Annotated in this window: 27 protein-coding genes, 6 tRNA genes and 1 riboswitch; of the genes, 6 read left to right on the top strand and 27 right to left on the bottom strand. The window is 41.5% G+C overall.

Annotation, left to right across the window (positions count from 1 at the left end):
• Positions 1 to 68: 68 nt before the first annotated feature.
• The 21 genes from Q8865_06095 to Q8865_05995 form a co-directional block, all read right to left on the bottom strand.
• On the bottom strand, positions 69 to 1,994 hold the full coding sequence (locus tag Q8865_06095) for an NAD(+) synthase (GenBank protein MDP4152996.1): 1,926 nt from the start codon (positions 1,992 to 1,994) through the stop codon (positions 69 to 71).
• 12 nt (positions 1,995 to 2,006) lie between these two features.
• Positions 2,007 to 2,828 carry a DUF624 domain-containing protein gene (locus Q8865_06090; protein ID MDP4152995.1) on the bottom strand — a complete coding sequence of 274 codons (822 nt, stop codon included), beginning with the start codon at positions 2,826 to 2,828 and terminating at the stop codon, positions 2,007 to 2,009.
• A gap of 11 nt (positions 2,829 to 2,839) precedes the next feature.
• Positions 2,840 to 3,352, bottom strand: a complete 513-nt coding sequence (locus Q8865_06085) for a cob(I)yrinic acid a,c-diamide adenosyltransferase (protein MDP4152994.1) — start codon at positions 3,350 to 3,352, stop codon at positions 2,840 to 2,842.
• A 2-nt stretch (positions 3,353 to 3,354) separates the two neighbouring features.
• Positions 3,355 to 4,236 (bottom strand): site-specific tyrosine recombinase XerD, encoded by an 882-nt coding sequence (gene xerD, locus Q8865_06080; protein ID MDP4152993.1) that lies wholly within the window; start codon positions 4,234 to 4,236, stop codon positions 3,355 to 3,357.
• Between the two features lie 19 nt (positions 4,237 to 4,255).
• A complete protein-coding gene (locus Q8865_06075; protein ID MDP4152992.1) occupies positions 4,256 to 4,831 on the bottom strand; it encodes a hypothetical protein in 576 nt (191 codons plus the stop codon).
• Between the two features lie 68 nt (positions 4,832 to 4,899).
• On the bottom strand, positions 4,900 to 5,790 hold the full coding sequence (proC, locus tag Q8865_06070) for a pyrroline-5-carboxylate reductase (GenBank protein MDP4152991.1): 891 nt from the start codon (positions 5,788 to 5,790) through the stop codon (positions 4,900 to 4,902).
• 116 nt (positions 5,791 to 5,906) lie between these two features.
• Positions 5,907 to 7,271 (bottom strand): thioether cross-link-forming SCIFF peptide maturase, encoded by a 1,365-nt coding sequence (scfB, locus tag Q8865_06065; GenBank protein ID MDP4152990.1) that lies wholly within the window; start codon positions 7,269 to 7,271, stop codon positions 5,907 to 5,909.
• Positions 7,272 to 7,408: 137 nt separating this feature from the next.
• The gene (gene scfA / locus Q8865_06060; GenBank protein MDP4152989.1) at positions 7,409 to 7,555 is read right to left on the bottom strand and encodes a six-cysteine ranthipeptide SCIFF; all 147 of its coding nucleotides are present in this window, start codon (positions 7,553 to 7,555) and stop codon (positions 7,409 to 7,411) included.
• Between the two features lie 66 nt (positions 7,556 to 7,621).
• Positions 7,622 to 8,023: a TIGR04086 family membrane protein gene (locus Q8865_06055; protein MDP4152988.1), complete on the bottom strand. Its 402-nt coding sequence runs from the start codon at positions 8,021 to 8,023 to the stop codon at positions 7,622 to 7,624.
• A gap of 113 nt (positions 8,024 to 8,136) precedes the next feature.
• Entirely contained in the window at positions 8,137 to 8,556 is a 420-nt protein-coding gene (gene yajC / locus Q8865_06050; protein ID MDP4152987.1) for a preprotein translocase subunit YajC, read from the bottom strand.
• 99 nt (positions 8,557 to 8,655) lie between these two features.
• Positions 8,656 to 8,731, bottom strand: a tRNA-Gly gene (locus tag Q8865_06045).
• A gap of 1 nt (position 8,732) precedes the next feature.
• A tRNA-Cys gene (locus Q8865_06040) sits at positions 8,733 to 8,807 on the bottom strand.
• Between the two features lie 47 nt (positions 8,808 to 8,854).
• Positions 8,855 to 8,930, bottom strand: a tRNA-Gly gene (locus Q8865_06035).
• 9 nt (positions 8,931 to 8,939) lie between these two features.
• A tRNA-Phe gene (locus Q8865_06030) sits at positions 8,940 to 9,015 on the bottom strand.
• A 5-nt stretch (positions 9,016 to 9,020) separates the two neighbouring features.
• A tRNA-Asp gene (locus tag Q8865_06025) sits at positions 9,021 to 9,097 on the bottom strand.
• A 3-nt stretch (positions 9,098 to 9,100) separates the two neighbouring features.
• A tRNA-Val gene (locus Q8865_06020) sits at positions 9,101 to 9,176 on the bottom strand.
• Between the two features lie 98 nt (positions 9,177 to 9,274).
• On the bottom strand, positions 9,275 to 10,147 hold the full coding sequence (gene hslO / locus Q8865_06015; protein ID MDP4152986.1) for an Hsp33 family molecular chaperone HslO: 873 nt from the start codon (positions 10,145 to 10,147) through the stop codon (positions 9,275 to 9,277).
• Positions 10,148 to 10,183: 36 nt separating this feature from the next.
• Positions 10,184 to 10,477, bottom strand: coding sequence for a YerC/YecD family TrpR-related protein (locus Q8865_06010; GenBank protein MDP4152985.1), 294 nt, complete (start codon positions 10,475 to 10,477; stop codon positions 10,184 to 10,186).
• Between the two features lie 80 nt (positions 10,478 to 10,557).
• Positions 10,558 to 11,688: a tRNA guanosine(34) transglycosylase Tgt gene (gene tgt, locus Q8865_06005; protein MDP4152984.1), complete on the bottom strand. Its 1,131-nt coding sequence runs from the start codon at positions 11,686 to 11,688 to the stop codon at positions 10,558 to 10,560.
• Positions 11,689 to 11,698: 10 nt separating this feature from the next.
• Positions 11,699 to 12,721, bottom strand: coding sequence for a tRNA preQ1(34) S-adenosylmethionine ribosyltransferase-isomerase QueA (gene queA / locus Q8865_06000; protein MDP4152983.1), 1,023 nt, complete (start codon positions 12,719 to 12,721; stop codon positions 11,699 to 11,701).
• Positions 12,722 to 12,800: 79 nt separating this feature from the next.
• Positions 12,801 to 14,552 carry a SpoIID/LytB domain-containing protein gene (locus tag Q8865_05995; protein ID MDP4152982.1) on the bottom strand — a complete coding sequence of 584 codons (1,752 nt, stop codon included), beginning with the start codon at positions 14,550 to 14,552 and terminating at the stop codon, positions 12,801 to 12,803.
• Positions 14,553 to 14,623: 71 nt separating this feature from the next.
• Positions 14,624 to 14,801: riboswitch (Lysine riboswitch) on the top strand.
• Between the two features lie 109 nt (positions 14,802 to 14,910).
• On the opposite strand from Q8865_05995, the gene asd reads away from it, so the two are divergent.
• The 5 genes from asd (at position 14,911) to Q8865_05970 (ending at position 18,654) form a co-directional block, all read left to right on the top strand.
• Complete coding sequence (gene asd, locus Q8865_05990; GenBank protein ID MDP4152981.1) at positions 14,911 to 15,999, top strand: aspartate-semialdehyde dehydrogenase; 1,089 nt, start codon at positions 14,911 to 14,913, stop codon at positions 15,997 to 15,999.
• Between the two features lie 62 nt (positions 16,000 to 16,061).
• Positions 16,062 to 16,952, top strand: coding sequence for a 4-hydroxy-tetrahydrodipicolinate synthase (gene dapA, locus Q8865_05985; protein MDP4152980.1), 891 nt, complete (start codon positions 16,062 to 16,064; stop codon positions 16,950 to 16,952).
• Positions 16,953 to 16,986: 34 nt separating this feature from the next.
• The gene (gene dapB, locus Q8865_05980) at positions 16,987 to 17,748 is read left to right on the top strand and encodes a 4-hydroxy-tetrahydrodipicolinate reductase (GenBank protein MDP4152979.1); all 762 of its coding nucleotides are present in this window, start codon (positions 16,987 to 16,989) and stop codon (positions 17,746 to 17,748) included.
• A gap of 53 nt (positions 17,749 to 17,801) precedes the next feature.
• A complete protein-coding gene (locus Q8865_05975) occupies positions 17,802 to 18,281 on the top strand; it encodes a hypothetical protein (protein MDP4152978.1) in 480 nt (159 codons plus the stop codon).
• A gap of 160 nt (positions 18,282 to 18,441) precedes the next feature.
• A complete protein-coding gene (locus tag Q8865_05970; protein MDP4152977.1) occupies positions 18,442 to 18,654 on the top strand; it encodes a cold-shock protein in 213 nt (70 codons plus the stop codon).
• 175 nt (positions 18,655 to 18,829) lie between these two features.
• Here the strand turns inward: Q8865_05970 and Q8865_05965 are convergent, their stop codons facing one another.
• From Q8865_05965 to Q8865_05955, 3 genes are all read right to left on the bottom strand, one after another.
• Positions 18,830 to 20,317 (bottom strand): glycosyl hydrolase family 18 protein, encoded by a 1,488-nt coding sequence (locus tag Q8865_05965; protein MDP4152976.1) that lies wholly within the window; start codon positions 20,315 to 20,317, stop codon positions 18,830 to 18,832.
• A 73-nt stretch (positions 20,318 to 20,390) separates the two neighbouring features.
• Positions 20,391 to 21,806, bottom strand: a complete 1,416-nt coding sequence (locus Q8865_05960; protein MDP4152975.1) for a DUF6179 domain-containing protein — start codon at positions 21,804 to 21,806, stop codon at positions 20,391 to 20,393.
• Positions 21,788 to 22,279, bottom strand: a complete 492-nt coding sequence (locus tag Q8865_05955; protein ID MDP4152974.1) for a DUF6323 family protein — start codon at positions 22,277 to 22,279, stop codon at positions 21,788 to 21,790. The genes Q8865_05960 and Q8865_05955 overlap by 19 nt, the downstream gene beginning before the upstream one ends.
• 173 nt (positions 22,280 to 22,452) lie before the next feature.
• Between Q8865_05955 and Q8865_05950 the strand changes: the two genes are divergently transcribed.
• Positions 22,453 to 22,956: a GNAT family N-acetyltransferase gene (locus tag Q8865_05950; GenBank protein MDP4152973.1), complete on the top strand. Its 504-nt coding sequence runs from the start codon at positions 22,453 to 22,455 to the stop codon at positions 22,954 to 22,956.
• 83 nt (positions 22,957 to 23,039) lie between these two features.
• On the opposite strand, the gene Q8865_05945 is transcribed toward Q8865_05950, so the two are convergent.
• From Q8865_05945 to Q8865_05935, 3 genes are all read right to left on the bottom strand, one after another.
• Positions 23,040 to 23,486, bottom strand: a complete 447-nt coding sequence (locus Q8865_05945) for a DUF3888 domain-containing protein (protein MDP4152972.1) — start codon at positions 23,484 to 23,486, stop codon at positions 23,040 to 23,042.
• Between the two features lie 93 nt (positions 23,487 to 23,579).
• Entirely contained in the window at positions 23,580 to 23,945 is a 366-nt protein-coding gene (locus Q8865_05940) for a VOC family protein (GenBank protein MDP4152971.1), read from the bottom strand.
• Positions 23,946 to 23,997: 52 nt separating this feature from the next.
• Positions 23,998 to 24,542: HD-GYP domain-containing protein (locus Q8865_05935; GenBank protein ID MDP4152970.1), on the bottom strand; the 545-nt coding region annotated here is incomplete at its 5' end.

The following is a 24,542-nucleotide window of genomic DNA, read 5'->3' as shown; positions in this document are numbered from 1 at the left end:
TAGAAAAAACCGATCTAACCAATATCTTTTAATATAGAAAATGGCGTGAAAAAATTCACGCCATTTTTTTAGAATGTTAACAAGTTAAGCTCGTCCATCCAGATCTTAAAGCTTGCGTCGCTCGGCATACGCCAATCCCCTCTCGGTGAAAGGTTGATCGTGCCGACCTTTGGTCCATCCGGAAGGCACGAGCGCTTAAACTGTTGAGAAAAGAACCTACGGTAAAAAACTTTAAGCCATTTCAAAATTATTTCATTATCATACTTATCTTTATAGGCATTTTGAGCCAAAAAGAAAATTTTAGCCGGTTCAAAACCAAAGCGCACCATATAATATAGGAAAAAATCATGTAATTCATATGGTCCTACAGTGTCCTCAGTCTTTTGTGCTATCTCGCCGTTCTCATCTGACGGAAGAAGCTCCGGGCTTACCGGTGTCAGCAGTATATCATTTAGAATTTCAGCAGTTTTGGGATTCGAGACATTTTCAGACACCCATTTTACAAGATACCGCACAAGCGTCTTTGGAACACCGCTGTTCACCCCGTACATAGACATGTGGTCTCCGTTATAGGTCGCCCAGCCAAGCGCAAGCTCGGAAAGGTCTCCTGTTCCGATAACCAGCCCGTTTACCTGATTTGCAATATCCATCAAAATTTGTGTTCGTTCTCTCGCCTGTGTATTCTCATACGTTATATCATGTAAGGTTTCGTCATGTCCAATATCCTTAAAATGCTGTATGCAGGACGGCTTTATATCGATTTCTCTTATTGAGACTCCAAGTGATTGCATTAGTGACAGGGCATTGTTATATGTTCGTCCTGTCGTTCCAAACCCCGGCATAGTGACAGCAATAATACCTTTCCTGTCGAGGTTCAACAAATCAAACGTTTTTGTGCATACAAGAAGCGCAAGCGTCGAATCGAGCCCGCCTGATATGCCTAAAACAACATTTGAAAGCCTAGTATGACTAAGTCTTTTCGCAAGTCCTTCGGCCTGTATAGCGAAAATCTCGCCACTCCGTCTGCCCCTATCGACCTCAGAGGCTGGAACGAATGGATTCTGATCAGTTTTTCTGTGTAAAGCCAAATCATTTACATCTATCAAATCGAACGTCTGAACTCTGAAAGATTTTATATTCTCGTTTCCCATAAAACTTGTATTTTTCCGTCTGTCTGCCGCAAGACGTGACAAGTCTATTTCGGTAATTATTAGCTGTTCTGCCCTTTCAAACCTTTCTGATTCTGCAAGGATTGCGCCATTTTCGGATATAATTGCATGCCCTGCAAATACGACGTCAGTCGTTGATTCGCCGACTCCTGCAGAAGAATAGATATAGCCTGCAACACAACGCCCAGATTGCTGTGCAACAAGAGACTTTCTATAATCACATTTTCCAATGATTTCGTTGCTCGCAGACAGATTCAAAATCACATTAGCGCCCGCCATCGACTGATAACAGCTTGGCGGGATTGGAACCCACAGGTCTTCGCAGATCTCCATCCCTATACACAGCTCGCCGCTTTTTAACAGTATATCGGCTCCAAACGGAATTTCCTGATTGCAAAGCGTGACACTGCCGCTGACAGCGTTTAAAGAAGATGCAAACCAGCGCTTTTCATAGTATTCACTATAGTTCGGAATATAGGTTTTGGGTACAGCGGCTAATATACGCCCGCTCTGTATAGCGACTGCACAGTTGAAAAGCTGATTATTAGCTCTAACAGGCATCCCAATTACTGATAAAATCGGCAGATTGCATGTAAAGTTTAAAAGCTTTCCAAGCTCATCTTCTGCTGATTTTACCAGCATTTCCTGCAAAAACAGATCTCCGCACGTATAACCGGTAAGCGACAGTTCCGGAAACACGATTACCTGAACATTTGATTCTGCTGCCATTTTTATAAGCTTTTCAATTTGTTCCCTGTTGAAACCGCATTCGGCAACCTTGACCTCAGGAACAGCCGCTGCAACGCGCGTAAATCCGAAACTCATATAATCCTCCGGTTAAAACTTTAATTCGTCGGAAAAAACAGGGCCGTCGTCTTCATTGTCATCGTCCCCATCGTCATCTTTTTTGGTGGCAGGATCAACTATATATTTCTTGATTAGCGGGTAGGCATTGTAAATAGAAATAAAGCCTATAAGGCTTAACCCGAAAAACACCATGATTATGGTCATGAATATTCCGATCAGAAAATATAAGGTATTGATGTCGCCGCTGCTTATTGGCCATAAAAGTATAAACAAGACAACAGCCATTAACACGATAGTAATAACTCTGAATATAAATGAAATCAAATTTCTGAAAAATCCCAAAATAGAAAAAATCATTGCATTTTTAAATATATGCCTAAGCGGCAGGTCAACAGTTACAATCATCATGTAAACATAAGGGCGCATAAATAAAAGTAATAGGAAAACGACCATCGTCGCACCCATCATTATAAGCAGAGGTGTACTTGCGTTTCTTAAAACAATGATCTGTCTATAAAAGTTAACATTTATTATAAACAGCGCAAAAACCACTATATCTATTATACCAACGAAAAATGACTGTTTGAAATTACTTTTGAAGTTGTCTTTAAAATCCCACCATACAAAGGAATGCTCTTCCCTAGAAAAGTTTCGTAATACATAGGTAAAGCCTGCCGTAGCTGGTCCAATAGTAACCACTGGCAGGCAAAAAAGAAAATACAGCATATTAAGCTGAGATAATTTCCAAAACTTCCTGAAATACAAAGCAAAAAAATGTATAAATCTGTTCTGCGGGGGCTCGTCTTTTGAAACGCCTTTGCCGATTTTTTTATCACTATAGAAGAACGACATTTTGACCTCCGTTAAAATTCGATGCCTTTTCTCGCCTTTACACCGTTTTGATACGGATGTTTATGGCATATAAATTCAGTGTAATAATCCGCAATGTCAATGAGTGGCTGTAAAGGTTTGTGCCCTGTCAGTATTATTTCTGTCGAATCTGCCTTTTGAAGCAGTGAAACAAGCTGTTTCTCCTCAATTATCCCGAGACATACCGCGTCAACGACTTCATCCAGAACTATCATATCAAATTCACGGCTTAAAATCAATTTTTCTGCGAGCTCAAATTCACTGCTGATCTCGACCGATACATTCTCTTTTTCATATTCGGAAAGGAAGTGGTAAAATCCATGTTTCTGTTCGAGATTAAAGTACGTTACGCCAGGCAGTTTTTGCAAAACTGAGATTTCACTTGATTCCCCGGATTTAAAAAATTGAACAACAGCTGTTTTTTTGCCACATCCCGTCATTCTTAAAACCGAGCCCATCGCCGCACTTGTTTTCCCTTTTCCATAACCAATATATAAATGTATCATAATTACGCTCTCGGATGATATTTAGTATACACATTTTTAAATTTATTTTTTATGTATTGCGTATATATTTGCGTTGAAGATATATCACTGTGCCCAAGCATTTCCTGAACAGCTTTTATGTCAGCTCCGTTTTCAAGCAGATGAGCTGCAAAACTGTGCCGCAGAGTGTGAGGAGTTATAGATTTTTCAATTCCGGCAGATACCTGATATTTCTTTATTATCTTCCAAAATCCCTGGCGCGTAAGCTTGTCCCCGCTGTGGTTAAGAAAAAGCGCAGTTTCGTCTTCGTTTGTAACAAGCAGTTTCCGTGAGTATTGAAGATAATTTTTTAACGCTTTTACCGCAAGCGGATAAAGTGGAACTATACGCTCGTTTTCACCGGATACGCACCTAACAAATCCCATCTCAAGATTTATATCGGTAATCTTTAAGCAAACAAGCTCACTGACCCTTAATCCCGTTGCATAAAGAACTTCAAGCATAGCCTTGTCCCGTATTCCCTTAATATCGCTCGTATCCGGCTGTTCAAGCAAAAGCTCAACCTCTTTGCCTGACAATATCTGAGGCAGCTTTTTGCTCTCTTTTTTCAGCTTTATACCTGAAAACGGATTTGCTTTAACATATTGATGTAAAATAAGAAATTTATAAAAGCTGCGTAAGGTGGCAAGGTTACGAGTTATCGTAGTCTGTGCCTTACCGGAAATAGACAGGACCTTTATATATTCCTCTGCCATATCCTTTGAAAAATCGTTCATTGACTGCAGGTGCAAATCCTGATAGTAACATTCGAAAACTTGTATGTCACGCTTATACGATTCTATAGTATTTTGTGACGAATGTTTTTCTGACAAGCTTTCAATAAATTCCTCAAGATAAGTATTCAAGCCCACACCCCCAGTTAAATTATCGAACCGTCCATAAAATAGCCTCAATAAAAGATGAAAACGCACTAAAAACCGCAGCAGCAGCAAGCATTAATATTATAAATAAAACACGCTGATAAATACCGCTGTCACGATACGGATTAACAGAAAATCCGCAAAATTTAGATGATAAATCAACCGCTTCCGCTGATAAAACAATGAAAATTGGGATAAAAATAAACGCTAACGGTAAAAATGAAAAAGTTTTTGCAACTGTTCCACTTTCACCGACAGCCTTTATAACGCTGCAGAAGCTAGCGGATAACACAAAACCAAAAGCGCTGTCAACTACGGGAATCACAACAGATCCAAACAATGTAAAAGAAAGGATTGAAATAACAAGGAGCAATTTAATCTTTAAAATGAACGCTGATGAAAATGCTGATTTCCAACTTGCTGAAGCTGAAGTAATCGTCAGCGGGCTTACCCCATGCTTAGAGCAGTAAAGGAAGTAAAACGCCCCTGCAACGGTACCAGCAATAAAGAATGCAAGACAAATGAGAATGGTAAAACGCCTAACATCGAGATAATTATTTTGACTACTTTTTCTTTTCACATTTCTCTCCCCTTCATAGGTTTGTCCATCACATACTATGAATGTAAAAGAGAAATTATACCAATAAGTTATTTAGAAAGTTCGTCAGCCCTGCACGTGCATGCGTCCATAGCGGCTATTATACCTTCACTGAATTTGTACTCATAAAGCGTCTCAAGCGCTTTAAGCGTTGTGCCGCCTGGGGATGAAACCATTTTTATAAGACCGTCTGTTGTCTGCCCCGACTCACGAACCATTTTTACAGATCCGTCTATAGTGGCACAGATAAGTTCAGTCGCGGTTTTCTCGTCGATTCCGAGTTTTTTCGCGCCGTCGACAACCGACTTGATAAATAAATATACATATGCCGGTGAACTCCCGTTTACAGATACAACGGCGTTCATAAGGCTTTCATCTAAAACGACAGTGGTGCCTGCTGCATTGAAAATGCCGCGTACATAAGAAAATTCCTTTGAAGCAGTATCAAAATTGGCGCAAAGAGCAGAAGCACCTGCTAGAAGTAATAACGGTGTATTAGGCATTACCCTTACTACCTTGACTTCACCAAGCATTGATGAAATATACCCAATAGTGATACCTGCGGCAATAGTAACAATGATCTTATCTTTCAAATCAAATTTCTTTAATTCAGCCATTACAGCTTCAAAATTCTGAGGTTTTACGCATAAAAAAAGATAGGCGCTGTGTTCAACAAGTTCTGACATATTATCAGCACTTTTAGCACCAATAGTATCAAATTTTTCATACTGCTGTTTATTGATGTCGTATACCATGATTTCGGCATCTTTCATGCCGGATTTTGCAATTCCTCCGGCTATCCCAAAAGCCATATTACCTGCGCCGATAAATCCTATTCCAACCATGATGTCCCTCTGTTTCCACTTTACATAAATTTTTATATCAAAAGTATAATATAAAACAAACGCCTTTGCAACTAGATTTACACGGTTTTTTAACATTTTTTATTAAACATAATTATGTTAATAGTGTTATGTAAACTAAATAACTTAAAAATGCGCAAAATAATGTGCCTCAACATTTGTCAAGGCACAATTTATGTGTGGCTCACAAAATTTTAATCAGCCTCTGCCACCTTCATCATGATGGCGCATTCTACTCTTTTCTTCTCCATCTCACACGCAATTTTATATGATTTTGTAATATCGCCCTCGTACAAATAATTGTTTGCGTTGCACCCGCCGCTGCAGTAATATTTCGCCCAGCATTTCATACATTCGGGCTTTGAAAAAATAGAATATGTCGCAAACTGATTTTTTATTTTTTCGTTGAAGGAATTTTCAATAATGTTGCCCATATAAAACTCGTCATGTCCTACAAATTGATGGCATGGGTATATATCCCCTGACGGGGCTATCGCAAGATATTCATTTCCTGAGCCGCAGCCTCTTATTCTTTTAATGACGCACGGACCCTGTTTTAAATCTATCATAAAATGAAAGAAATTGAATTTTCGTCCTGTATCGAGCATTTTTTTAGCAAGTCTGTCATAGCTGTTAAACACAACTGTCAGATCTTCTTTCCTGATTGAATAATCAGCATCCTCCTGTGCTGCAACAGGCTCTACTGAGATTTGATCAAACCCCTGCTCGGCAAGATGCATCACATCGTTGTCAAAATCAAGATTATATCTTGTGAACGTTCCTCTTACATAATATTTCATCTGACCGCGAAGCCGAGCCATTTCCTGAAATTTCGGAAGAATAGAGTCGTAACAGCCTGTCCCATCTACGCGTATTCTTACCTTATCATTGACCTCTTTGCGCCCGTCTATAGAAAGAACTACATTGGACATGTATTCATTGATAAAAGCCATTTTTTTATCATCAAGCAGCACACCATTTGTAGTCACTGTAAAGCGGAAATTTTTATTATGCTCTTTTTCAAGTCCTTTTGCATACTTGACGATCTGTTTTACAACCTCAAAGTTCATAAGGGGCTCTCCCCCGAAAAAGTCGACTTCAAGATTTCTTCGGCTTTCTGACTGTTTTATCAAAAAATCTATTGCCGCCTTCCCTACTTCAAAGCTCATCAGTTCGCGTTTATGGTTGTATTCGCCCGTATCCGCAAAACAGTATCTGCATCTAAGATTGCAATCATGAGCTATATGCAAGCACAAGGCCTTGACCGGGGCCTTTTTATTGCTCAGTTTTTTGACATCAAGATAGTTGTCGCTTGAAAATAAAAGGCCTGCTTTATAAAGCTCAAAAATATCGCCATAAGCCTCGATTATGTCTTTTTCCGCATACTTTCCCTTGAGTTTTTCTATAACTTGCTCTGGCTGGTTTTGTGCAGGCGTTTCGACTCCAAGCCCGATCATCACCTCAAGGATATCATAAGCGAGCTCATCCACATTATGTACGGCTCCGCTGTTGACGTCTAGCACAATATTAAATCCGTTTTGTTTGTATATATGTACCATTTTTTAACCCCCAAAAAAATTGGGACTTTAAATAAAGTCCCACCAGTTTTAAACCTCTATTGCCGTAAGGCGCTCTGCCATATTATAAATACAGCAGAGCGCCCGACCTTGAAAGCATGTCTTACGACAGCTGACACTTATTTATTCTTGTTTTCGCAATCCTGATTTGCAACTGTGCAGGATGTTTTGCAAGCGGACTGGCAGGATGTCTGGCATTCGCCGCAGCCGCCCTTAGCGCAGCTTTCCTTTAAAGTGGCGTTATTAATAATCTGAATATGTTTCATTTTATACCCTCCGCAAATTTTATATGATATATTATACCATAAAGCCAGTCTTTTTCAACATAAAATTTACCTTTTCGAGTTTACCCCGAATATTCCGCCAAACATTCCGGCCAGCACGCATATAGCCATATGTAAAAGATTTCCTGCCAGTCCTCCCTTAATATCGCCAAGTGTAAGTCCCCATACATAGAGAGCTGCAAAAAGAATCAATCCGCTAAGTGCTCCTGCTAAAATTCCTTTTTTACCTATAGATGCAGCACACATATAACCGCTTAAAACCGCTACGAGAGCGAGTAAGATATAACCGGTAACAGTTTTGGCTATATCAGAGGCTGTAATAGAATAGAAAATTGCAGATTGGACACCTGTCAATATGATCAGCACAGCAAGCGCTATTACCAGCGACGTGAGTATTGATCTCAGTGTGCCTGCAAATGTCACACGCGTCTCCGTTTTTTCCTGTCTCATAATTCCCCTCCTATTCCTTTATAGTAAAATATATCGTCTTTCTTTCGATTTTATGACAAAAAAACAGACAGGCTAAGGAAAAACCTTAAGCTGTCTGTTATATAAGTTTTTAATTATTTTTTCTTTTTATTTTTCTTCTCTTCGTCAATCAGTTCATCGAGATAAGCGTCCTCATCGTCATCAATGACCTTCGACGTTTCTGGCGTTTCAATCTTCTTAACGACCTCATTAACCGCCCATTTTTTAAATATAAGCCTGTTTCTGTCAGCGCCAGACTCGATCGTTACATCATCATCTTTTATTTTTATAACTTTTCCGAGCACTCCGCCGATTGTGATAACTTCATCGCCTACAGCGACACTTTCTCTCATTTGCTTAACTTTTTTATCTTTTTTTCTCTGCGGCGCTATCAGTATGAAATAAAAAATAGCAAGAGGCACTGCAAAATACAAAATCAAAGAAAAAATAGATGATGGCTGAGCCTGTCCTGCAGCTGCCGTCCCTCCAGCTGCATGAGCAACTATTTCAAACATAAATTATCCTCCTTATTTTATTTGATATAATACCATAAAATCTATAATTTGTGAATATTTTTTTATGTATAAAAAAACGGCAGGAAATCCTGCCGAGTATGGAGCGGATTACGAGGCTCGAACTCGCTACCTCAACCTTGGCAAGGTTGCGCTCTACCAGATGAGCTAAATCCGCATGGAGGCGCCAGGCGGATTTGGACCGCCGCATAGAGGTTTTGCAGACCTCTGCCTTACCACTTGGCTATGGCGCCGTTTAAATCTTTAGATAAATTTGGCAGGAGAATACTCCTGCCGACTTTGGAGCGGATTACGAGGCTCGAACTCGCTACCTCAACCTTGGCAAGGTTGCGCTCTACCAGATGAGCTAAATCCGCAGGAACTATTGGTGCCTCCGGGCGGAATCGAACCACCGACACGGGGATTTTCAGTCCCCTGCTCTACCGACTGAGCTACAGAGGCATAGTTGGCGACCCGGAAGGGGCTCGGACCCTCGACCTCTAGCGTGACAGGCTAGCGTTCTAACCAACTGAACTACCGGGCCATGTGGTGGGAATTACAGGGCTCGAACCTGTGACCCTCTGCTTGTAAGGCAGATGCTCTCCCAGCTGAGCTAAACTCCCACGTAACCTTGTTTGAAACTTTGGTGTCTTGCAAGGTGCCTTTATATAATACTAAAAACGACCTATGTTGTCAAGAGTATTTTTTGAATTTTTATTATTTATTTTTTTACCATGTTTTCAAGATCATCTCTGGTAAAACGATACTTTCTGTCGCAGAAATGGCAGGAGACTTCAGCGCCGTCCTGCTCTCTCGCCATGGAAATAAGCTCGTCCTTCCCTAAGGAAATCAGCGCTCGCTCGATACGTTGGCGCGAACAGTTGCACTTATAAAAGCGCTGTCCCTCTTCTATTATTCCAAGCTCAAAATCCTTTAAAACAGTTTGTAATATCTCTACAGGGTTCATTCCGGCATCTATCATTGAGGTGATAGGCATAGCCTCAGCAGCTGCTTTTTCAAGCTTGTCAATGACAGCATCAGGCGCGCCAGGCATTAGCTGTATAAGATATCCTCCTGCCGCTTTTATGCTATAATCCACATCAACAAGCACACCAAGTGCACATATAGTTGGCGTCTGCTCGCTTACGGCGAAATAATAAGCTATATCTTCAGCTATTTCGCCCGATACGATCGGGCTTTGCCCTATATAAGGTTCTTTCATATTAAGATCCTTAATAACGCTTACATAACCGTTTTTACCCACTGCGCCGGCAACATCAAGCTTACCAATATTGTTAAGTGGCAGATCAACAGTAGAATTTTGGATATATCCTCTTACGTTTCCCTCAATGTCGGAAACAGTCACAACACTTCCGGCAGGGCCATCGCCTTTTATCTGAAGCGTTAGTGATGCATCTTCTGTTTTCAGCATGCCACCCATCAGTGACGCCGCGGTCAATGTCCTCCCAAGTGCGGCTGAACATACTGGCGACGTACTGTGAATCCTTCTTGCCTCTTCAATAATATCAGTAGAATCAATTATATAAGCGCAGACAAACCCGTCTTTGCTAAGTGCTTTAAAAAAATTACTCATAATCTCCTGGAAATTAAGGCTTATAGCCCGAATATTTTATTCCTTTTCTTCAAGTCTGTCAAGGACAAGACGATAGCCGTCCCGTCCGTATTCCAGACTGCGGTTGACTCTGCTTATCGTTGCAGTGCTTGCCCCTGTTTTGGCGACGATCTCGCTGTAAACGATTTTTTCGCTCAGCATTTTAGCGACCGCCAGCCGCTGAGCAATATCTTTAAGTTCTGAAACTGTGCAGATATCCTCGAAAAAGTCATAGCATTCATCAACTGTTTTTAATTTTAAAATGGCATTAAACAAAAAGTCTTTGTTTTTATCCCTTATCTTGTCGTTCATTGCAAACCTCCCGGTACAAAGCTTTTATACTTTAAAATACTAAAATTTTACCACATTAAATTGAGAAAGTAAAGACATGGCTAAATTCTTTTTCCAATAATCGGGATATTCTCTGCCCTGAACGTTTCAAATTCGCCTCTTTCAAGTGCCCCGCGAATCTTTTCCATAAGTGTGTTGTAAAAGTATAAATTATGCATAACCGCAAGCCTCATACCCAACATTTCACCGGCTTTGAGAAGGTGCCGTATATACGCCCTCGAATGAGTCCTGCATACCGGGCAGTCACATTCCTCATCTATAGGCAAACCGTCCATCTCATACTTTGCATTGTTTAAGTTAATAATGCCTTTCCAAGTGAACAGGTGCCCATGGCGGGCATTCCGGCTGGGCATTACGCAGTCGAAAAAGTCAATACCCCTGTGAACAGCTTCTATTATATTGACAGGAGTCCCTACTCCCATCAGATACCTTGGTTTGTTTTCAGGCATGATCGGCTCTACACAGTCAATAATATGATACATCTCTTCTGCAGTTTCACCTACGGCAAGCCCCCCTATCGCATAGCCGTCAAGATCGAGTTTTGCGATCTCTTTCATATGCCATTTCCGAATATCAGGGTATACGCCTCCCTGATTTATGCCAAAAAGCATCTGTTTACTATTTATTGTCTGCGGAAGAGAATTCAGTCTCTGCATTTCAGTTTTGCATCGCAGAAGCCAGCGAAGCGTCCTCTCGGCGGAAGGCTTTACATACTCATATGTCGACGGATTTGCAACGCACTCATCAAACGCCATAGCAATAGTCGATGCCAGATTTGACTGGATCCGCATGCTTTCTTCAGGGCCCATGAAAATATGCCTTCCGTCTACGTGTGATTGGAAATAAACGCCCTCCTCCTTTATTTTCCGCAATCCCGAGAGAGAAAATACCTGAAATCCTCCACTGTCGGTAAGTATAGGCTTGTCCCATGTCATGAACTTATGAAGCCCGCCGAGCTGTGCAATGACCCTGTCCCCCGGGCGGACATGCAGATGATATGTGTTAGAAAGTTCGATCTGACACTTTAAATCTATAAGATCAGGCGCTGAAACGCCGCCCTTAATCGCGGCGGCAGTTCCGACGTTCATGAATACAGGCGTTTCAACAGTTCCGTGTACGGTCTCAAACCGTCCCCGACGTGCCTTGCCTTCTTTATTTAATAATGTAAACATATAACCCCCGTCAGATAATAAACATGGCGTCACCAAAGCTGAAAAATCTGTATTCCAGCCGGACAGCCTCGCTGTATGCCTTAAGTATGCGATCCCTTCCAGCAAGCGCACTCACAAGCATGATAAGAGTGCTTTCCGGCAGATGGAAATTTGTTATAAGCCCGTCAAGAATACGAAAATCATATCCAGGATATATAAAGATGTGCGTGTCTGCCCCTCCGCTTACGATATGCCCCTTTTTATCAGCTGCGGACTCAAGGGTCCTGCACGATGTCGTCCCGACTGCAATGACACGCCGCCCCTCCGCTTTTGCGGCGTTTACGGCATCTGCTGTGGCCTGCGGCACGGTATAATATTCCGAATGCATCTGGTGATTCTCGACCTTGTGGGCCTTTACAGGTCTAAATGTTCCAAGTCCCACATGAAGCGTTACATAGACAATCTCTACACCCATATCGGATATGCGTTTTAAAAGTTCCGGTGTAAAATGCAGTCCGGCAGTAGGTGCCGCGGCAGAACCTAACTCTCTGGCATAGACCGTCTGATACCTGCTCTTATCCTCCAGCTTTTCCTTGATATAAGGAGGAAGAGGCATGTTCCCTATTTCGTCTAGAATTTCGTAAAAACTTCCCTCGTATGAAAACTTTGCAAGTCTTATTCCCTCTTCAATAATATCAACGATCTCGCAAGACAGCCTTTCGCCGAATGTGAACCTGTCGCCCGTCTTTGCTCTTCTGCCCGGTTTTACAAGACATTCCCACACGTCATTTTCGCGGTGTTTTAATAATACAAATTCAACATGCGCACCCGTACCGCTCCTCTCGCCAAAAATTCTCGCCGGCAGCACCTTCGAGTCATTTAAAACGAGCACGTCACCAGGTTTAAGATATTCTGTGATATCTTTGAAATGCCTATGTTCAAATGTATCTTTATTTCTGTCAAGAATTAAAAGCCGCGACTCGTCGCGGTTTTTAATAGGTGTTTGAGCTATCAGCCTCTCAGGCAGGTCGAATTTAAAGTCTGAAACATTCATTTATAAAGCCCCAATTTACAGCAGCATAGCTTGCTGCGGCAGCCACCTCTTTCGGCGTGTGGCTTGCCGTATTTATTATTTACCCTTTTAATTCATTATATGTCGTTACTTCTGTGCCCTGGAAATAATATGTAACGATATTCTTGTAAGAAATGCCTGCTTTCGCGCGTCCAAGAGCGCCATATTGGCTCATACCGACGTTGTGTCCCCAGCCGGTGCCCTTAAATTCAAAGGTTCCTGAAGCTCCACCCGTCGAATCAACAGACTGAACTCCGCTTCCAGTAACTGCGTAAGTGGAAGAGCCGCCGACAGCTTGTACAGTGCCGTCACCGTTTACCGCCATCGCCTGTGAAAGCGACGGCAGAACAGATGTGGTGCCGTTCGTCACATAAGGCTGTGAGCCGCCTGAACCCGAATATATATTAAAACGCGGACTTTTTACATATTTGCTAAGTTTGATGCGCACAGTGTCGCACTTTGAAATCGTAACAGATTTCCCTCCAGCGTCTTCAAATGTGACCGAATAGACATTACCTGCTGGTTTCGTAAATTCAGACACATAAGCTTTAACAACTTCGCTTATGTCATAATTCTTGCCGCGCAGATATTCGCCGAGATCAGCACCCGAGACAGTGCTTGACCATCTCCCGTTATTGATGTTGTCAAGATCCTCGTAAGTATCCGGGACCGGGGTGTAATAAGGCTTGTCCTCACTGCCCCAGACGTTTTTAACCGATTCGGTATACCCGCCATTTGAGGAATGATAAAATGTAGATATCGGGGAACCGCTATAAGTTAAAAGCTGGCCTGATGTTTCGTTTGCGGCTGTAACTACGTTAGCGCCTTCCTGCGAATTGCCGTTATAAACCTGACAGTCTGTTTCATCGCAGACATTGAACCCCTGGGAAATATGCTTATTGTGATTAACGATTGCGTATGTGCGTGCGCAAACTGCCTGAGCTTTGAGCGCCTCAACGTTCCAGCTCGGCGACATTTCATATGGAAGCACGCCCTTTACATAGTCGTCCATAGATACAACGCTTACGACCGTAACATCGTCGCCGGTCATGCGTTTGAATTCCAGCCCGCCATGGTAATACAGCGTCCCTGTTTTAATATAGGAAGGATCAGAACCATCCTTTTGAATCGGCTTTGCCGCCGGCCAGTATGAATCGGAACTGAATTCAAAAATAGTGACATAATTGTTCATATCAATAACAGTAAGCAGGTTTTTAATATTTCCAACACCGTTTACCGCTGCTCCAATAGCGTTTCCAACATCGGCTGCTTTGGAATTCGCATCATCAAGAGAAGCGAACTCACCAATCCTTACGCCAAATGTTCCATTATTATAATAAGGAAAGACAGTTAAATTAAGCCCAGCCGCCGACAGCTTGTCTGAAACATTCGAAACATAGCTTTCCGTCTCGTCTAATGTCCCGAATGTGGCATCCGGTGAAAGGTGGAACGATCCGACAAAATGGCTGCCGTCAGAACTGCTTGTACTGACCGTATTCCCGCTGATATATACATTTTTATCTTTTGCAAAGGTAATAAAATGATCTGATGTTGTATATATATTTACAAAGTTATCACTTGAGTCGTAATATCCAATATAAAAGCCGTTTGCCGCATATGCATTACCGGCGGCAGTGGCGTTTGTGCCGAACTTTAACCCGACTCTGACGACTCTGTATTTAGAATAGTCGGCAGCGCTGACATTATGTAATAAAACCCTCTGAAAAAAGGTAAATGTAAGTATAAATGCTGCACATCCGAATATACTGACCAAAGATAACAAATTTTTATTCGATTTGCGGTAGAGATTCATCGTATCCTCCCAATACAAACTATTTGACACGGCAGCTATTAAATGTTAATATAATGAATAAGTAATTTAAAACGTATGATAGAGGTCGCAGGTTTAAATAGTAAGCACGTTCAGGTTTTCCGCAAGCCGTTGACGCATGCCGAAAGGTAAAACTGCCGAAGCGGGGCGCTTGCGGGATGCTCCCCTGCTGGGTCAGCAGATAACATCCGCTGAACTGTCATCTTAAAAAGATGGAGAACTATCTGCGCGTGATATAATTTCATGGTTTCTATCTATGTTATTATAGTACACATGCAGCCGGTTTTTCAACCGGTTTTTTTATTACGTAAACTGTCATTTGTATATGGAGGAAGTAAAGATGAAAAAGTATAATGTTGGCATCATCGGATGTACTGGTATGGTGGGACAGCGTTTCATCACCATTCTTTCGGGACATCCGTGGTTTGAAATCAAGGTTCTTGCCGCAAGCGCTCGCTCTGCCGGCAAGCCATATGAAGAAGCTGTAGCAGGTCGCTGGGCAATGACGACCGCCATGCCCGAAGAAATAAAGAAACTTATTGTTATGGACGCTACCGCAGACATGGAAAAAATCGCAGGCGCTGTTGATTTCGTATTCTGCGCTGTAGATATGCCTAAAGATGAGATAAAGAAGCTTGAAACTGCATACGCAAAGCTTGAGTGTCCTGTTATTTCAAACAACTCCGCAAACAGAAAGGCCCCTGATGTTCCTATGATCATCCCTGAGGTCAATCCTGAGCATGCCGAGATCATTAACGCACAGAGAAAACGTCTTGGCACAAAGGTCGGTTTCGTTGCGGTAAAATCAAACTGCTCGCTTCAGAGCTATGTACCGGCACTCTTCCCTCTGTCCAAATTTGGTCTTGAAAAAGCCCTCGTCTGCACATATCAGGCTATATCTGGTGCCGGAAAAACATTTGAGCGCTGGCCTGAAATGATTGACAATGTCATCCCATTCATTGGCGGCGAAGAGGAAAAGTCCGAGCAGGAACCTCTCAAGATCTTCGGTCATATCGAAGGGGATAAGATTGTTGATGCTGAAAGCCCTGCAATCACAGCCCAGTGCATCCGCGTTCCGGTTTCGGACGGTCATATGGCTGCTGTTTTCGTATCATTTAAAAATAAGCCTTCGCTTGATGAAATAAAGAAAATTTGGGTTGAGTTCAAAGGTCGTCCGCAGGAACTCTCCCTTCCCTCCGCACCGAAGCAGTTTCTTGCCTATTTTGAAGATGATAACCGTCCTCAGACAGGGCTTGACAGGATGCGTGAAAACGGCATGGGCATTTCAATCGGCAGGCTTCGCCCCGACACACAGTATGATATCAAATTTGTATGTATTTCGCATAACACACTTCGAGGCGCAGCTGGCGGCGCAGTCCTGATGGCAGAGCTTCTCTGTGCCGAAGGGTATATCCCGCACAAACAGTAACAGGACGAATATACTAAAACTGAGGAAGTCTTTATTCTGTTTTCTAAAACGGAGGCCATAAAATGAAGAAACCATTAGTATTTACAGGTTCGGGTGTCGCAATTATCACACCCTTTAATGAGGATCTTTCAATAAATTACAATAAACTTGCCGAACTCATAGATCTTCAGATTGACGGAGGTACAGACGCTATCGTTATCTGCGGAACGACCGGTGAATCGGCAACCATGACTGAAGAAGAGCATATGAACTGCATCGAGTTTGCCGTCAAGCATGTGAACGGGCGCATCCCGATCATCGCAGGGGCTGGCAGCAACGATACGAGAACGGCAATCACCATTTCACAGCACGCGGAAAAGGCGGGTGCCGATGCGCTGCTTATTGTAACACCATATTACAATAAAGCTACACAATCCGGCCTTGTGAAGCACTATAAAATGATAGCTGAAAGCGTAAAGCTTCCTATTATTACATACAACGTGCCTTCAAGAACCGGAACTAACATACAGCCTGAGACTTATCTCGAGCTTTCTAAGATCCCGAACATTGTTGCAACAAAAGAGGCAAACGGCAATATTTCCGACATTGCAAGAACGGCCGCTCTCTGCGGTGACGATCTTTATATCTATTCTGGAAACGACGATCAGATCGTTCCGATTTTATCGCTTGGCGGCAAGGGCGTTATTTCAGTTTTATCGAATGTTGTTCCCCGCGAAACGCATAATATATGTGAGTATTACTTTAACGGAAAGGTCAAAGAGAGCGCGGCGCTTCAGCTCAAAATGATGAAGCTTATCGGCGCTTTGTTCTGTGAAGTAAATCCGATTCCCGTAAAAGCGGCAATGAAGCTTTTGGGGCATGAGGTTGGAACGCTTCGTCCCCCGCTTTTCGATATTTCTGAAAAAGGGCTTAATAGTCTTACCTCCGCAATGAAAGAGCTTTCACTTATATAAATATACCGCTATCTGAAAGGATGTTTAAAAAAGCATGGTACGCATTTTGCTCTCAGGCGCACTTGGCAAAATGGGGCGGACTGTTGCCGCCTGTGTAGAAGAAGATGAAAACTGTTCTATCGTCGCTGGGCTCGATAGGTTTGAAGATATAGCCGGTTCTTTCCCCGTCTATTCATCTGCTGATAAAATAACGGAAGCGGCTGACGTAATAATTGATTTTTCACACCCTTCCGCCCTGCCGGCTGTCTTAGACTATGCTGTTAGTAAAAAGATACCCGCGGTCATTGCAACCACGGGTCTTTCTCAGTTTGATATGGATAAGGTCAGCGAGGCATCTAAGATTGTGCCTATATTCAGATCTGCCAATATGTCACTCGGAATCAATCTTCTTTTAAACCTTGTTTCTAAAGCGGCGGCTGTTCTTCAAAACGGTTTTGATATAGAAGTCATCGAAAAACACCATAATCAAAAGCTCGACGCCCCCAGCGGTACGGCGCTGATGATAACAGACGCTATTTCGAAATCGCTCGATTACGCCCCTCATTATATGTATGACCGCCATTCACGCAGGGCTAAAAGGGAAAAAACCGAAATTGGTATACATTCCATCCGCGCGGGAAATATAACCGGTGAACACGAAGTTTTATTTGCAAGCGCCGAAGAAATGATTGAAATCAAACATACCGCTGTCTCCAAAGGCGTTTTTGCTTCCGGCGCTATCAATGCGGCAAAGTTTCTGGTTGGCAAACAAAGCGGAATTTATTCAATGACCGATCTCGTGAACGAGATGAAATAGGATTATTCTTTTTTAATATTATGTCGCTTTATGCGGCGGTGAGGAGCATTTTTATGAACAACTGTATTGACCGCATCATACTGCGTGATGACATGACGCTGCTTACTGTAAGCGGTTTTCCTGCTAACACCTCCGATATGGCTCAGTTTTTTGCCGAGATATCTTCAAAAAAAGTGAATCTTGACATGATCTCTCAAACTGCACCTTACGGCGGCGTAATCAGCATTTCAATCACCTTTTCCGATGAACAGCTTCCCGAAATTTTGACTGTCATAAGCTCCCTCAAAGGTCTTTATCCGAACATCCGGACTGATATATCTTCTGCAAACAGAAAATTACTGTTTTATGGCGAGGCAATGCGTGACACGCCGGGAGTAACCGCATATATATTTTCAGTTCTAAATAAGATCGGCTGCGAGATCAAAATGATAACCACATCAGATATTGAAGTATCACTGCTAACCGAAAGCCACAGCGGTGATGATATGATAAAGCGCCTCGAAGACATTACAGGGATAAGCGTCACGAAATAGACACAGTAAAGTGTTGACATTTCCTAATTACGTGTTATAATTTAGCAGTATTCTATATTTATCAATTGAACTCACAATTTTGTAATTCATTGACTTATGATTACAAAAATTGTGAGTTTTTGATTTTTTAATGGATATAATATACTTGGAGGTGCATTAAATGAATTCTGGCACAGTAAAATGGTTCAACGCGGAGAAAGGTTTTGGTTTCATTTCCAGCAACGAAGGTGGAGACGATGTATTTGTCCACTTTTCTGCAATTGTTTCTAACGGATATAAGTCGCTGAGTGAAGGTCAGAAAGTAACTTACGATGTTGAAAAAGATCCACGCAATGGTAAGATTAAAGCTTCTAACGTTAATGTCGTAAAATAAATAAACAAAGCTGAATCATTACATTTGAACTGGATGCAAAAAGAGACGCAAAAGCGTCTCTTTTTTAATAATGATTAGTTAGGAGGAAAAGCGGCAAGGAGGCACATGTCTATGTAAACGTACTTTCCCATATCAAATGGGCTGACCGATGTGCACAGTATGCCGCTTTACAATGCTATTTTATATAATTCGTCAGCGCGTTCAATAGCGTGCCGTTCTTATTCTGCGACAGCTCCCATACCGTTGCGCCGGCAAGACCATTATTTATTACATACTGTGCTTTTTCAGACATTGACAGTTCATCGTCATAGGATATGAATGTCGATCCGTTAAACAGCCACGGAACCTTTGCGTCAGTGTGGACATGTTTTATGTATGCGGGGTTGCTTAAATAACCTGAAACGATGCTGTCAAAAGTTATAGATTTTCCGCTTGTGAAGGTTTTGTAAAGACCATAATTGCTGTTTGGAACACCGCTGTAGATATATCCGTAAAAAGGAACGCCCAAAACGATCTTGGAAGCTGGAAAGCCCTTAGAAGTCCACGCTTTTACCGAAGCGTCAACACTCCATTTATACTGAGGCGATGTTTCAGTCGGATTGTAAAGCGGAGCATTGAAATCGGTGTATGTATCCCAGGAACCATGGATGTCATAAGTCATTATATTAGCATAATCAACGTAATTCTGGATAAGGCTTAGTTCGGTGTTATTGGTGTAAAAGCTTCCTGCACCACCCGCGATTGAAAGAATATATTTCTGTCCGTCAGCTTGTCCCTGTGCGTCGAGCTTTTCCCTTAGTTTTTGAAGCAGCAGCGTAAAATTCGTTTTATCTTCCGGCCTTGATACGTTTGTTGAAAGTCCGCCGCCAACAGGATATTCCCAATCGATGTCCACCCCATTAAAACCATACTGTTTTATGAAAGCCACGACGCTGTCGGCAAATGCTGTTCTGCTTGCGTCTGTAAGCGCAACATCAGAGAACTTGCCAGACCAACTCCATCCGCCGACCGAAATGATCGTTTTAAGATTAGGATATGTCTTTTTGAGTTGGTTCAGATTACTGAAATTAGTTGGATCGATACTTGGATCGCCCATCGTTATTTTCAGGTCGCTTCCGATGTTTGCAAAAGCATAATTGACGTGTGTAAGCTTTGATGCCGGAATGCTCAACGGAGTATAACCGCTGTAAGCAGACCAGCTTGCATAATATCCCGACATGATCTTTGCCGATGACGGAGTTGGAGTGGGTGTAGGTGTCGGGGTTGGGGTCGGCGCAGTTGTAGTAACCGTCAGCACATTGCTTGAGGCCGATATGTTCCCCGTGTAATCCTTAGCTTTGACATAAAAAGTATATGTAGTTCCGGCTGTAAGCCCGGATGCTGTATAGCTTAAAGCAGTAACGGCTGTTATATAAGAGGAATTTTTATAGATAAGATAAGAAGCGACGCCTTTATTATCAGATGATGCCGACCATTTCATTGAAACAGAGGTCTGTGATACTGATGTCGATGCAAGATTCTGCGGTGCTGTGGGAGGCTGTGAATCAACTGGTTTTTTCGCATCCGCCGTCATACTGTACCCCGGGACGAGTAAGATCGCCAAAACCAAACAAATAAACAACCTAAGCGGAACCAGTCTGCGCAGCCTGCACATAAGCATCATATCATATTCCCCTTTTTTATTTAATAATACCATAATTGTATATTAAATCAATAGGAAAATACTGCCTCTGTTTTTACTCCAAACTGTCGCAAACTATACTGTTTACAAGTGTTTCAATGGAACTTTTCCTTCCATCGTCAAGCTCTTTGATATACTCCAAATAATACCTCTGCCAATCTCTTTCGGCAGTGCTGTTAACTTTTTCTATAAATGCATCAGTCAGCTTAACACCGCCAGCCCTAAGCTGTTCAAAAAACACATTTGTGCCGAGAAGAGCAAGTTCGGTGTCGTCAAACGTCTTAAAAAGCATATTAAATTCACTGTCGAAAAAGCAGTCTGCCTCAAGCACATCGATAAGATCTTTTATACTATGGATTTTATCCCGAATTATGCCTATGACTTCATCTATATCTTCGCATTCTTCTATCTTAGCTAAAACCTGGATAAATTCGGCGTCTTCAAGCGGAACGCCATCTTTGAAAACAGCTTTTCCGCGGTTTTGGTCATCCCCTTCTATAATTACGAGATTTTCGGCGTTCCCGTTTCCGACTGCAAATATCAGCCTATCAGCATACTGATGCTGATACCTTTCCATTAATTTTATAAGTCTATCGTCTCTAATTTTAAGCACTGTAGTTATCTTTCTCACAGCAGCGCTTAAAATCAGCTTAATCATTTTCTGGTCTTTGCCCGAAAGCCTTTTTACCGTTTTTTCAAACCCATCTGCAGTAACGGTAAAGTCCATGTTTTTGTTGCCGGCAAGCACAGAAAATATCAGCTGATCCGCTAGTATGATAAACAGGTTTAGTGGCGAATTCACAACGTCCAATTTATACTTTTTTTGATACCCGTAAAGCACCTTTGAAATTAGCTTGTGGCTAAAAAGCCGGCAAAATTCGGTTTCAATTTTAAGCTGCTCGAGGTATTTATATATATAAAATACGCCCTCATCACGTATTTCGTCGAACACGAGCGGATAATCAATGCTGCATACCGAGTCAGTAGCCCCAAACTCTATATCATAATTTTTTAAAAATTCAGGGATTGCTTCATCTATCAGATCATTGTATGGCGCAAGCGGAACCACCAGCTTATTTTCCGAGATCTCTTTAAATAAGCTTTTTACTTTATCAAAACAATCCTTGATTTCTAAAATGCCTTTTTCATAGATATCATTAATATTCTCAGCGCATAGTACGGAATATAAGTCGCATTCACCACCGAGGCTGTTTAAGTATGCATCGACAGTATAATAAACAGAGCAGAGTATCAATGAGGCGGTTTCGTCTTTAACAGAGCTTGAGTCGCCGCATGTGTATTTTTTTATAAGCTTTGAAACAATTGAAGCAATGCCGGCATTAAGTCTTTGGAAGGTGTCAGCATCTATCCCCCCTGTCCTGAACCCCTCCTGCACAGCTGTCAGGAAAGGATTTTTGCGGATTTCTTTTCTTTTTAAAACAGGTTTTTCGTCTAATCGTCTAAGTTCCAAAATTCTTCATCCCTTCTCGGCTCTATATCATCAAGCTTTTTCTTTTCCTTATAATTTTTTATTATGCACTCGGCGCCCTTGCCCATCAAAAGCTCGGCAGACCCTCGGCACACCTCGTTAAAATACACAGTGATAGCAGATATTATATCCTCGTCAGGAATCTGGTCGGACGTCAAATTTTTAATGAAATGGAACACATCATAGGCATCTGCAACAGTTTCAACAAGGGTGTCCTGCGTTATATACGGGGAATCAGAAAGCTTTTTAATAAGCTCTTTTGACACGGTCATATCGAGTTCAACTCTGCCTAAATTTTTCAGCGTCTTATCCCGCAGATCCACAATATCCTCAGCATCACCTTGTGTAAGGCTAAGCCCGTGCTCCCTAAGTTCAATGTTCAGTGATGTAAGCTCTGTGATTTCTCCCTTTTTTAATGCTGTTTTTAAAGGGCTAAATAGTGCCTCGTTTTTCATAACATTGTCTCCCCTCAAAAATATTTTTAAAAAAGATATTGACATTATTATCGATTTGTGATATGATAATTTAATACAATATAATTGTCTAAACATATTATAACATATTTCAAATTAAATGCAATAGGGTTGCTTAAAATAGCAGCCCTATTATTATATAAAGAGGCGATAATATGGAATTTGAATTAAGGAAATGGCTTGACGCTGACGCCAAAAGCGTTCAAAAGTATGCAAATAACAAAAAGATAGCCGATAACCTTCGAAATTCTTTCCCCTATCCGTATACTCTGAAAGATGCAGCCGAGTATATTGAAAGCTTCTCTAAATCCGAAGAAAAAAGCTTCTGCCGCGCAATATCAGTCGAAGGCGAAGCTGTCGGAAGCGTAGGCATATTCTTAAAAGACGACGTCTACTGTAAAAGTGCAGAGATCGGCTACTGGCTTGCAGAGCCGTTTTGGGGAAACGGAATAATGAGCGAGGCTGTAAAGCGCATCTGTAATGCTGCATTTGAAACTTACGATATTGTTCGCATCTTTGCCGAGCCTTACGCTTATAACAATGGTTCGAGGCGTGTCCTTGAAAAAGCCGGTTTTACTCTTGAGGGCATTTTGAAAAAAAGCGTCTTCAAAAACGATAAAATTTTCGATTCCTGCATATATGCGCTTGTAAAACAATAAATTTACAACCAAAAAATGCGCCTTAGAGATTTGAAATCTAAGGCGCATTTTTTATTATTTGTAAAGTTAGACTTTTTTTATTGTCACATTGACAGTTTCTTTTTAATTATATCCTGATAATTAAATGGAAGCTCATAACTTTTAATATGCTCGAACTGTTCAATGGTTATTTGGCCAAGATCTATTCCTAACGTTATACGGTCGGCGCCAACGCTCAGATGAGGGCCGACATACGGCTGAGCTTCCAGCTGAACTGTATAAGAATAATTTTTGCCCGGTGTCTTTTCTATTTTTAAAAATTTGTAAGACCAGGGATCTTCGCCAGGAAGATAGGTCAAATACTGGCTATAGTAATCCTGTATCGCCTTTTCGACGTATGGGTAGATCATTGTGATAAAAATGTTTTTATATAATTCCTCTTTAGTTGCGGCTGTATCGTTTTGACTGTTTACGCAGGGAACCTCGGCTGCATATGAAGTATTGCCGAATACAAGAATAAATGATAAAGTCATTACAATAATTTTTTTCATATCAAACCTCGTAAAAAAATCTTCATTATTATTATGAACAAAATTAAAATAAAAAGATGCCTAAGCGTAACGGCATCTTTTGCATCTTTTAAATTATTTGTGTTCAATAAACTGTATTTCGTATCCGTCCGGATCTTTTACAAAGAAAAATCTGATATGCGCCGACGGTGAAATTGGTCCTTTTAAAATGTTGATATTATAACTTCTTAAAGTCTCGGCAACTTTATCTAGTGCCTCGCCTTCAAAACCTATTGAAACCCCTTCACCTTTATTTGATGCAGTAAAATTTTTATTGCAAATAAGTTCGATTTTCGGTTTATCCGCTTCGCCAAGCATTGCAATCTCAGATTCATTTCCAGCGGGAAAGCGGCTGAAAAGTTCAAGCCCGACAATATCCCTATAAAATTTTAACGATTCCTCTAAATCTGTGACATTAAGTGTCACCCAGCACATTTTCATTGTTGTACCCCTTCAAATATCTTTATAATTATTTTGCCCGATAATTTAAAATTTACTTATTTTCCATCAGTTTGAAAAATGCATCGACAATATCCGGGTCGAACTGCGTCCCTGAACATCTTTTTATCTCGGCTAGTGCTTCGGCACTTGATTTCGCTTTATGGTAAGAGCGATCACTTGTAATAGCCTCGTATGCATCAGCTACAGCAAGTATCCTTGAAAATAGAGGAATATCTTTACCAATAATTCTATTTGGATAACCGTTGCCGTCCCATCTTTCGTGGTGTGCAAGCACATATTCAGAAAGATAAGAAAGTTCTGGAGAAGCCGATATAATATGATAACCTGTTTCAGAATGTCGTTTTATTACGTCATACTCTTCACTTGTGAGTTTCTCAGTTTTCCCTATTATATTATCATCGATTGAAATTTTCCCTATATCATGAATCATGCCAAGAAGTGCAAGATCAGTAGTGCGGGCTCTCGATAATCCCATTGCATGTCCGATCAATTTACATAGCTCCCCTACTCTGATCGAATGATTTTCCTCTCGGCTGTCTTTTTGAAAAAGCGTTTTTAAAATTGCGTTAACAGTAT

The organism is Bacillota bacterium (assembly GCA_030705925.1).
Classification (GTDB): domain Bacteria; phylum Bacillota; class Clostridia; order Oscillospirales; family Feifaniaceae; genus JAUZPM01.
The sequence above is the reverse complement of the archived record's forward strand: the minus strand, read 5'-3'. Positions and strand labels throughout refer to the sequence as shown.

Excerpts from the sequence above, each read along its gene's own strand:
- Q8865_06095 (MDP4152996.1), bottom strand. The coding sequence starts at position 1,994 with ATGAGTTTCGGATTTACGCGCGTTGCAGCGGCTGTTCCTGAGGTCAAG.
- Q8865_06090 (MDP4152995.1), bottom strand. The coding sequence starts at position 2,828 with ATGTCGTTCTTCTATAGTGATAAAAAAATCGGCAAAGGCGTTTCAAAA.
- Q8865_06085 (MDP4152994.1), bottom strand. The coding sequence starts at position 3,352 with ATGATACATTTATATATTGGTTATGGAAAAGGGAAAACAAGTGCGGCG.
- proC (MDP4152991.1), bottom strand. The coding sequence starts at position 5,790 with ATGTTAAAAAACCGTGTAAATCTAGTTGCAAAGGCGTTTGTTTTATAT.
- scfB (MDP4152990.1), bottom strand. The coding sequence starts at position 7,271 with ATGGTACATATATACAAACAAAACGGATTTAATATTGTGCTAGACGTC.
- scfA (MDP4152989.1), bottom strand. The coding sequence starts at position 7,555 with ATGAAACATATTCAGATTATTAATAACGCCACTTTAAAGGAAAGCTGC.
- Q8865_06055 (MDP4152988.1), bottom strand. The coding sequence starts at position 8,023 with ATGAGACAGGAAAAAACGGAGACGCGTGTGACATTTGCAGGCACACTG.
- yajC (MDP4152987.1), bottom strand. The coding sequence starts at position 8,556 with ATGTTTGAAATAGTTGCTCATGCAGCTGGAGGGACGGCAGCTGCAGGA.
- hslO (MDP4152986.1), bottom strand. The coding sequence starts at position 10,147 with ATGAGTAATTTTTTTAAAGCACTTAGCAAAGACGGGTTTGTCTGCGCT.
- Q8865_06010 (MDP4152985.1), bottom strand. The coding sequence starts at position 10,477 with ATGAACGACAAGATAAGGGATAAAAACAAAGACTTTTTGTTTAATGCC.
- tgt (MDP4152984.1), bottom strand. The coding sequence starts at position 11,688 with ATGTTTACATTATTAAATAAAGAAGGCAAGGCACGTCGGGGACGGTTT.
- queA (MDP4152983.1), bottom strand. The coding sequence starts at position 12,721 with ATGAATGTTTCAGACTTTAAATTCGACCTGCCTGAGAGGCTGATAGCT.
- Q8865_05995 (MDP4152982.1), bottom strand. The coding sequence starts at position 14,552 with ATGAATCTCTACCGCAAATCGAATAAAAATTTGTTATCTTTGGTCAGT.
- asd (MDP4152981.1), top strand. The coding sequence starts at position 14,911 with ATGAAAAAGTATAATGTTGGCATCATCGGATGTACTGGTATGGTGGGA.
- dapA (MDP4152980.1), top strand. The coding sequence starts at position 16,062 with ATGAAGAAACCATTAGTATTTACAGGTTCGGGTGTCGCAATTATCACA.
- dapB (MDP4152979.1), top strand. The coding sequence starts at position 16,987 with ATGGTACGCATTTTGCTCTCAGGCGCACTTGGCAAAATGGGGCGGACT.
- Q8865_05975 (MDP4152978.1), top strand. The coding sequence starts at position 17,802 with ATGAACAACTGTATTGACCGCATCATACTGCGTGATGACATGACGCTG.
- Q8865_05970 (MDP4152977.1), top strand. The coding sequence starts at position 18,442 with ATGAATTCTGGCACAGTAAAATGGTTCAACGCGGAGAAAGGTTTTGGT.
- Q8865_05965 (MDP4152976.1), bottom strand. The coding sequence starts at position 20,317 with ATGATGCTTATGTGCAGGCTGCGCAGACTGGTTCCGCTTAGGTTGTTT.
- Q8865_05955 (MDP4152974.1), bottom strand. The coding sequence starts at position 22,279 with ATGAAAAACGAGGCACTATTTAGCCCTTTAAAAACAGCATTAAAAAAG.
- Q8865_05950 (MDP4152973.1), top strand. The coding sequence starts at position 22,453 with ATGGAATTTGAATTAAGGAAATGGCTTGACGCTGACGCCAAAAGCGTT.
- Q8865_05945 (MDP4152972.1), bottom strand. The coding sequence starts at position 23,486 with ATGAAAAAAATTATTGTAATGACTTTATCATTTATTCTTGTATTCGGC.
- Q8865_05940 (MDP4152971.1), bottom strand. The coding sequence starts at position 23,945 with ATGAAAATGTGCTGGGTGACACTTAATGTCACAGATTTAGAGGAATCG.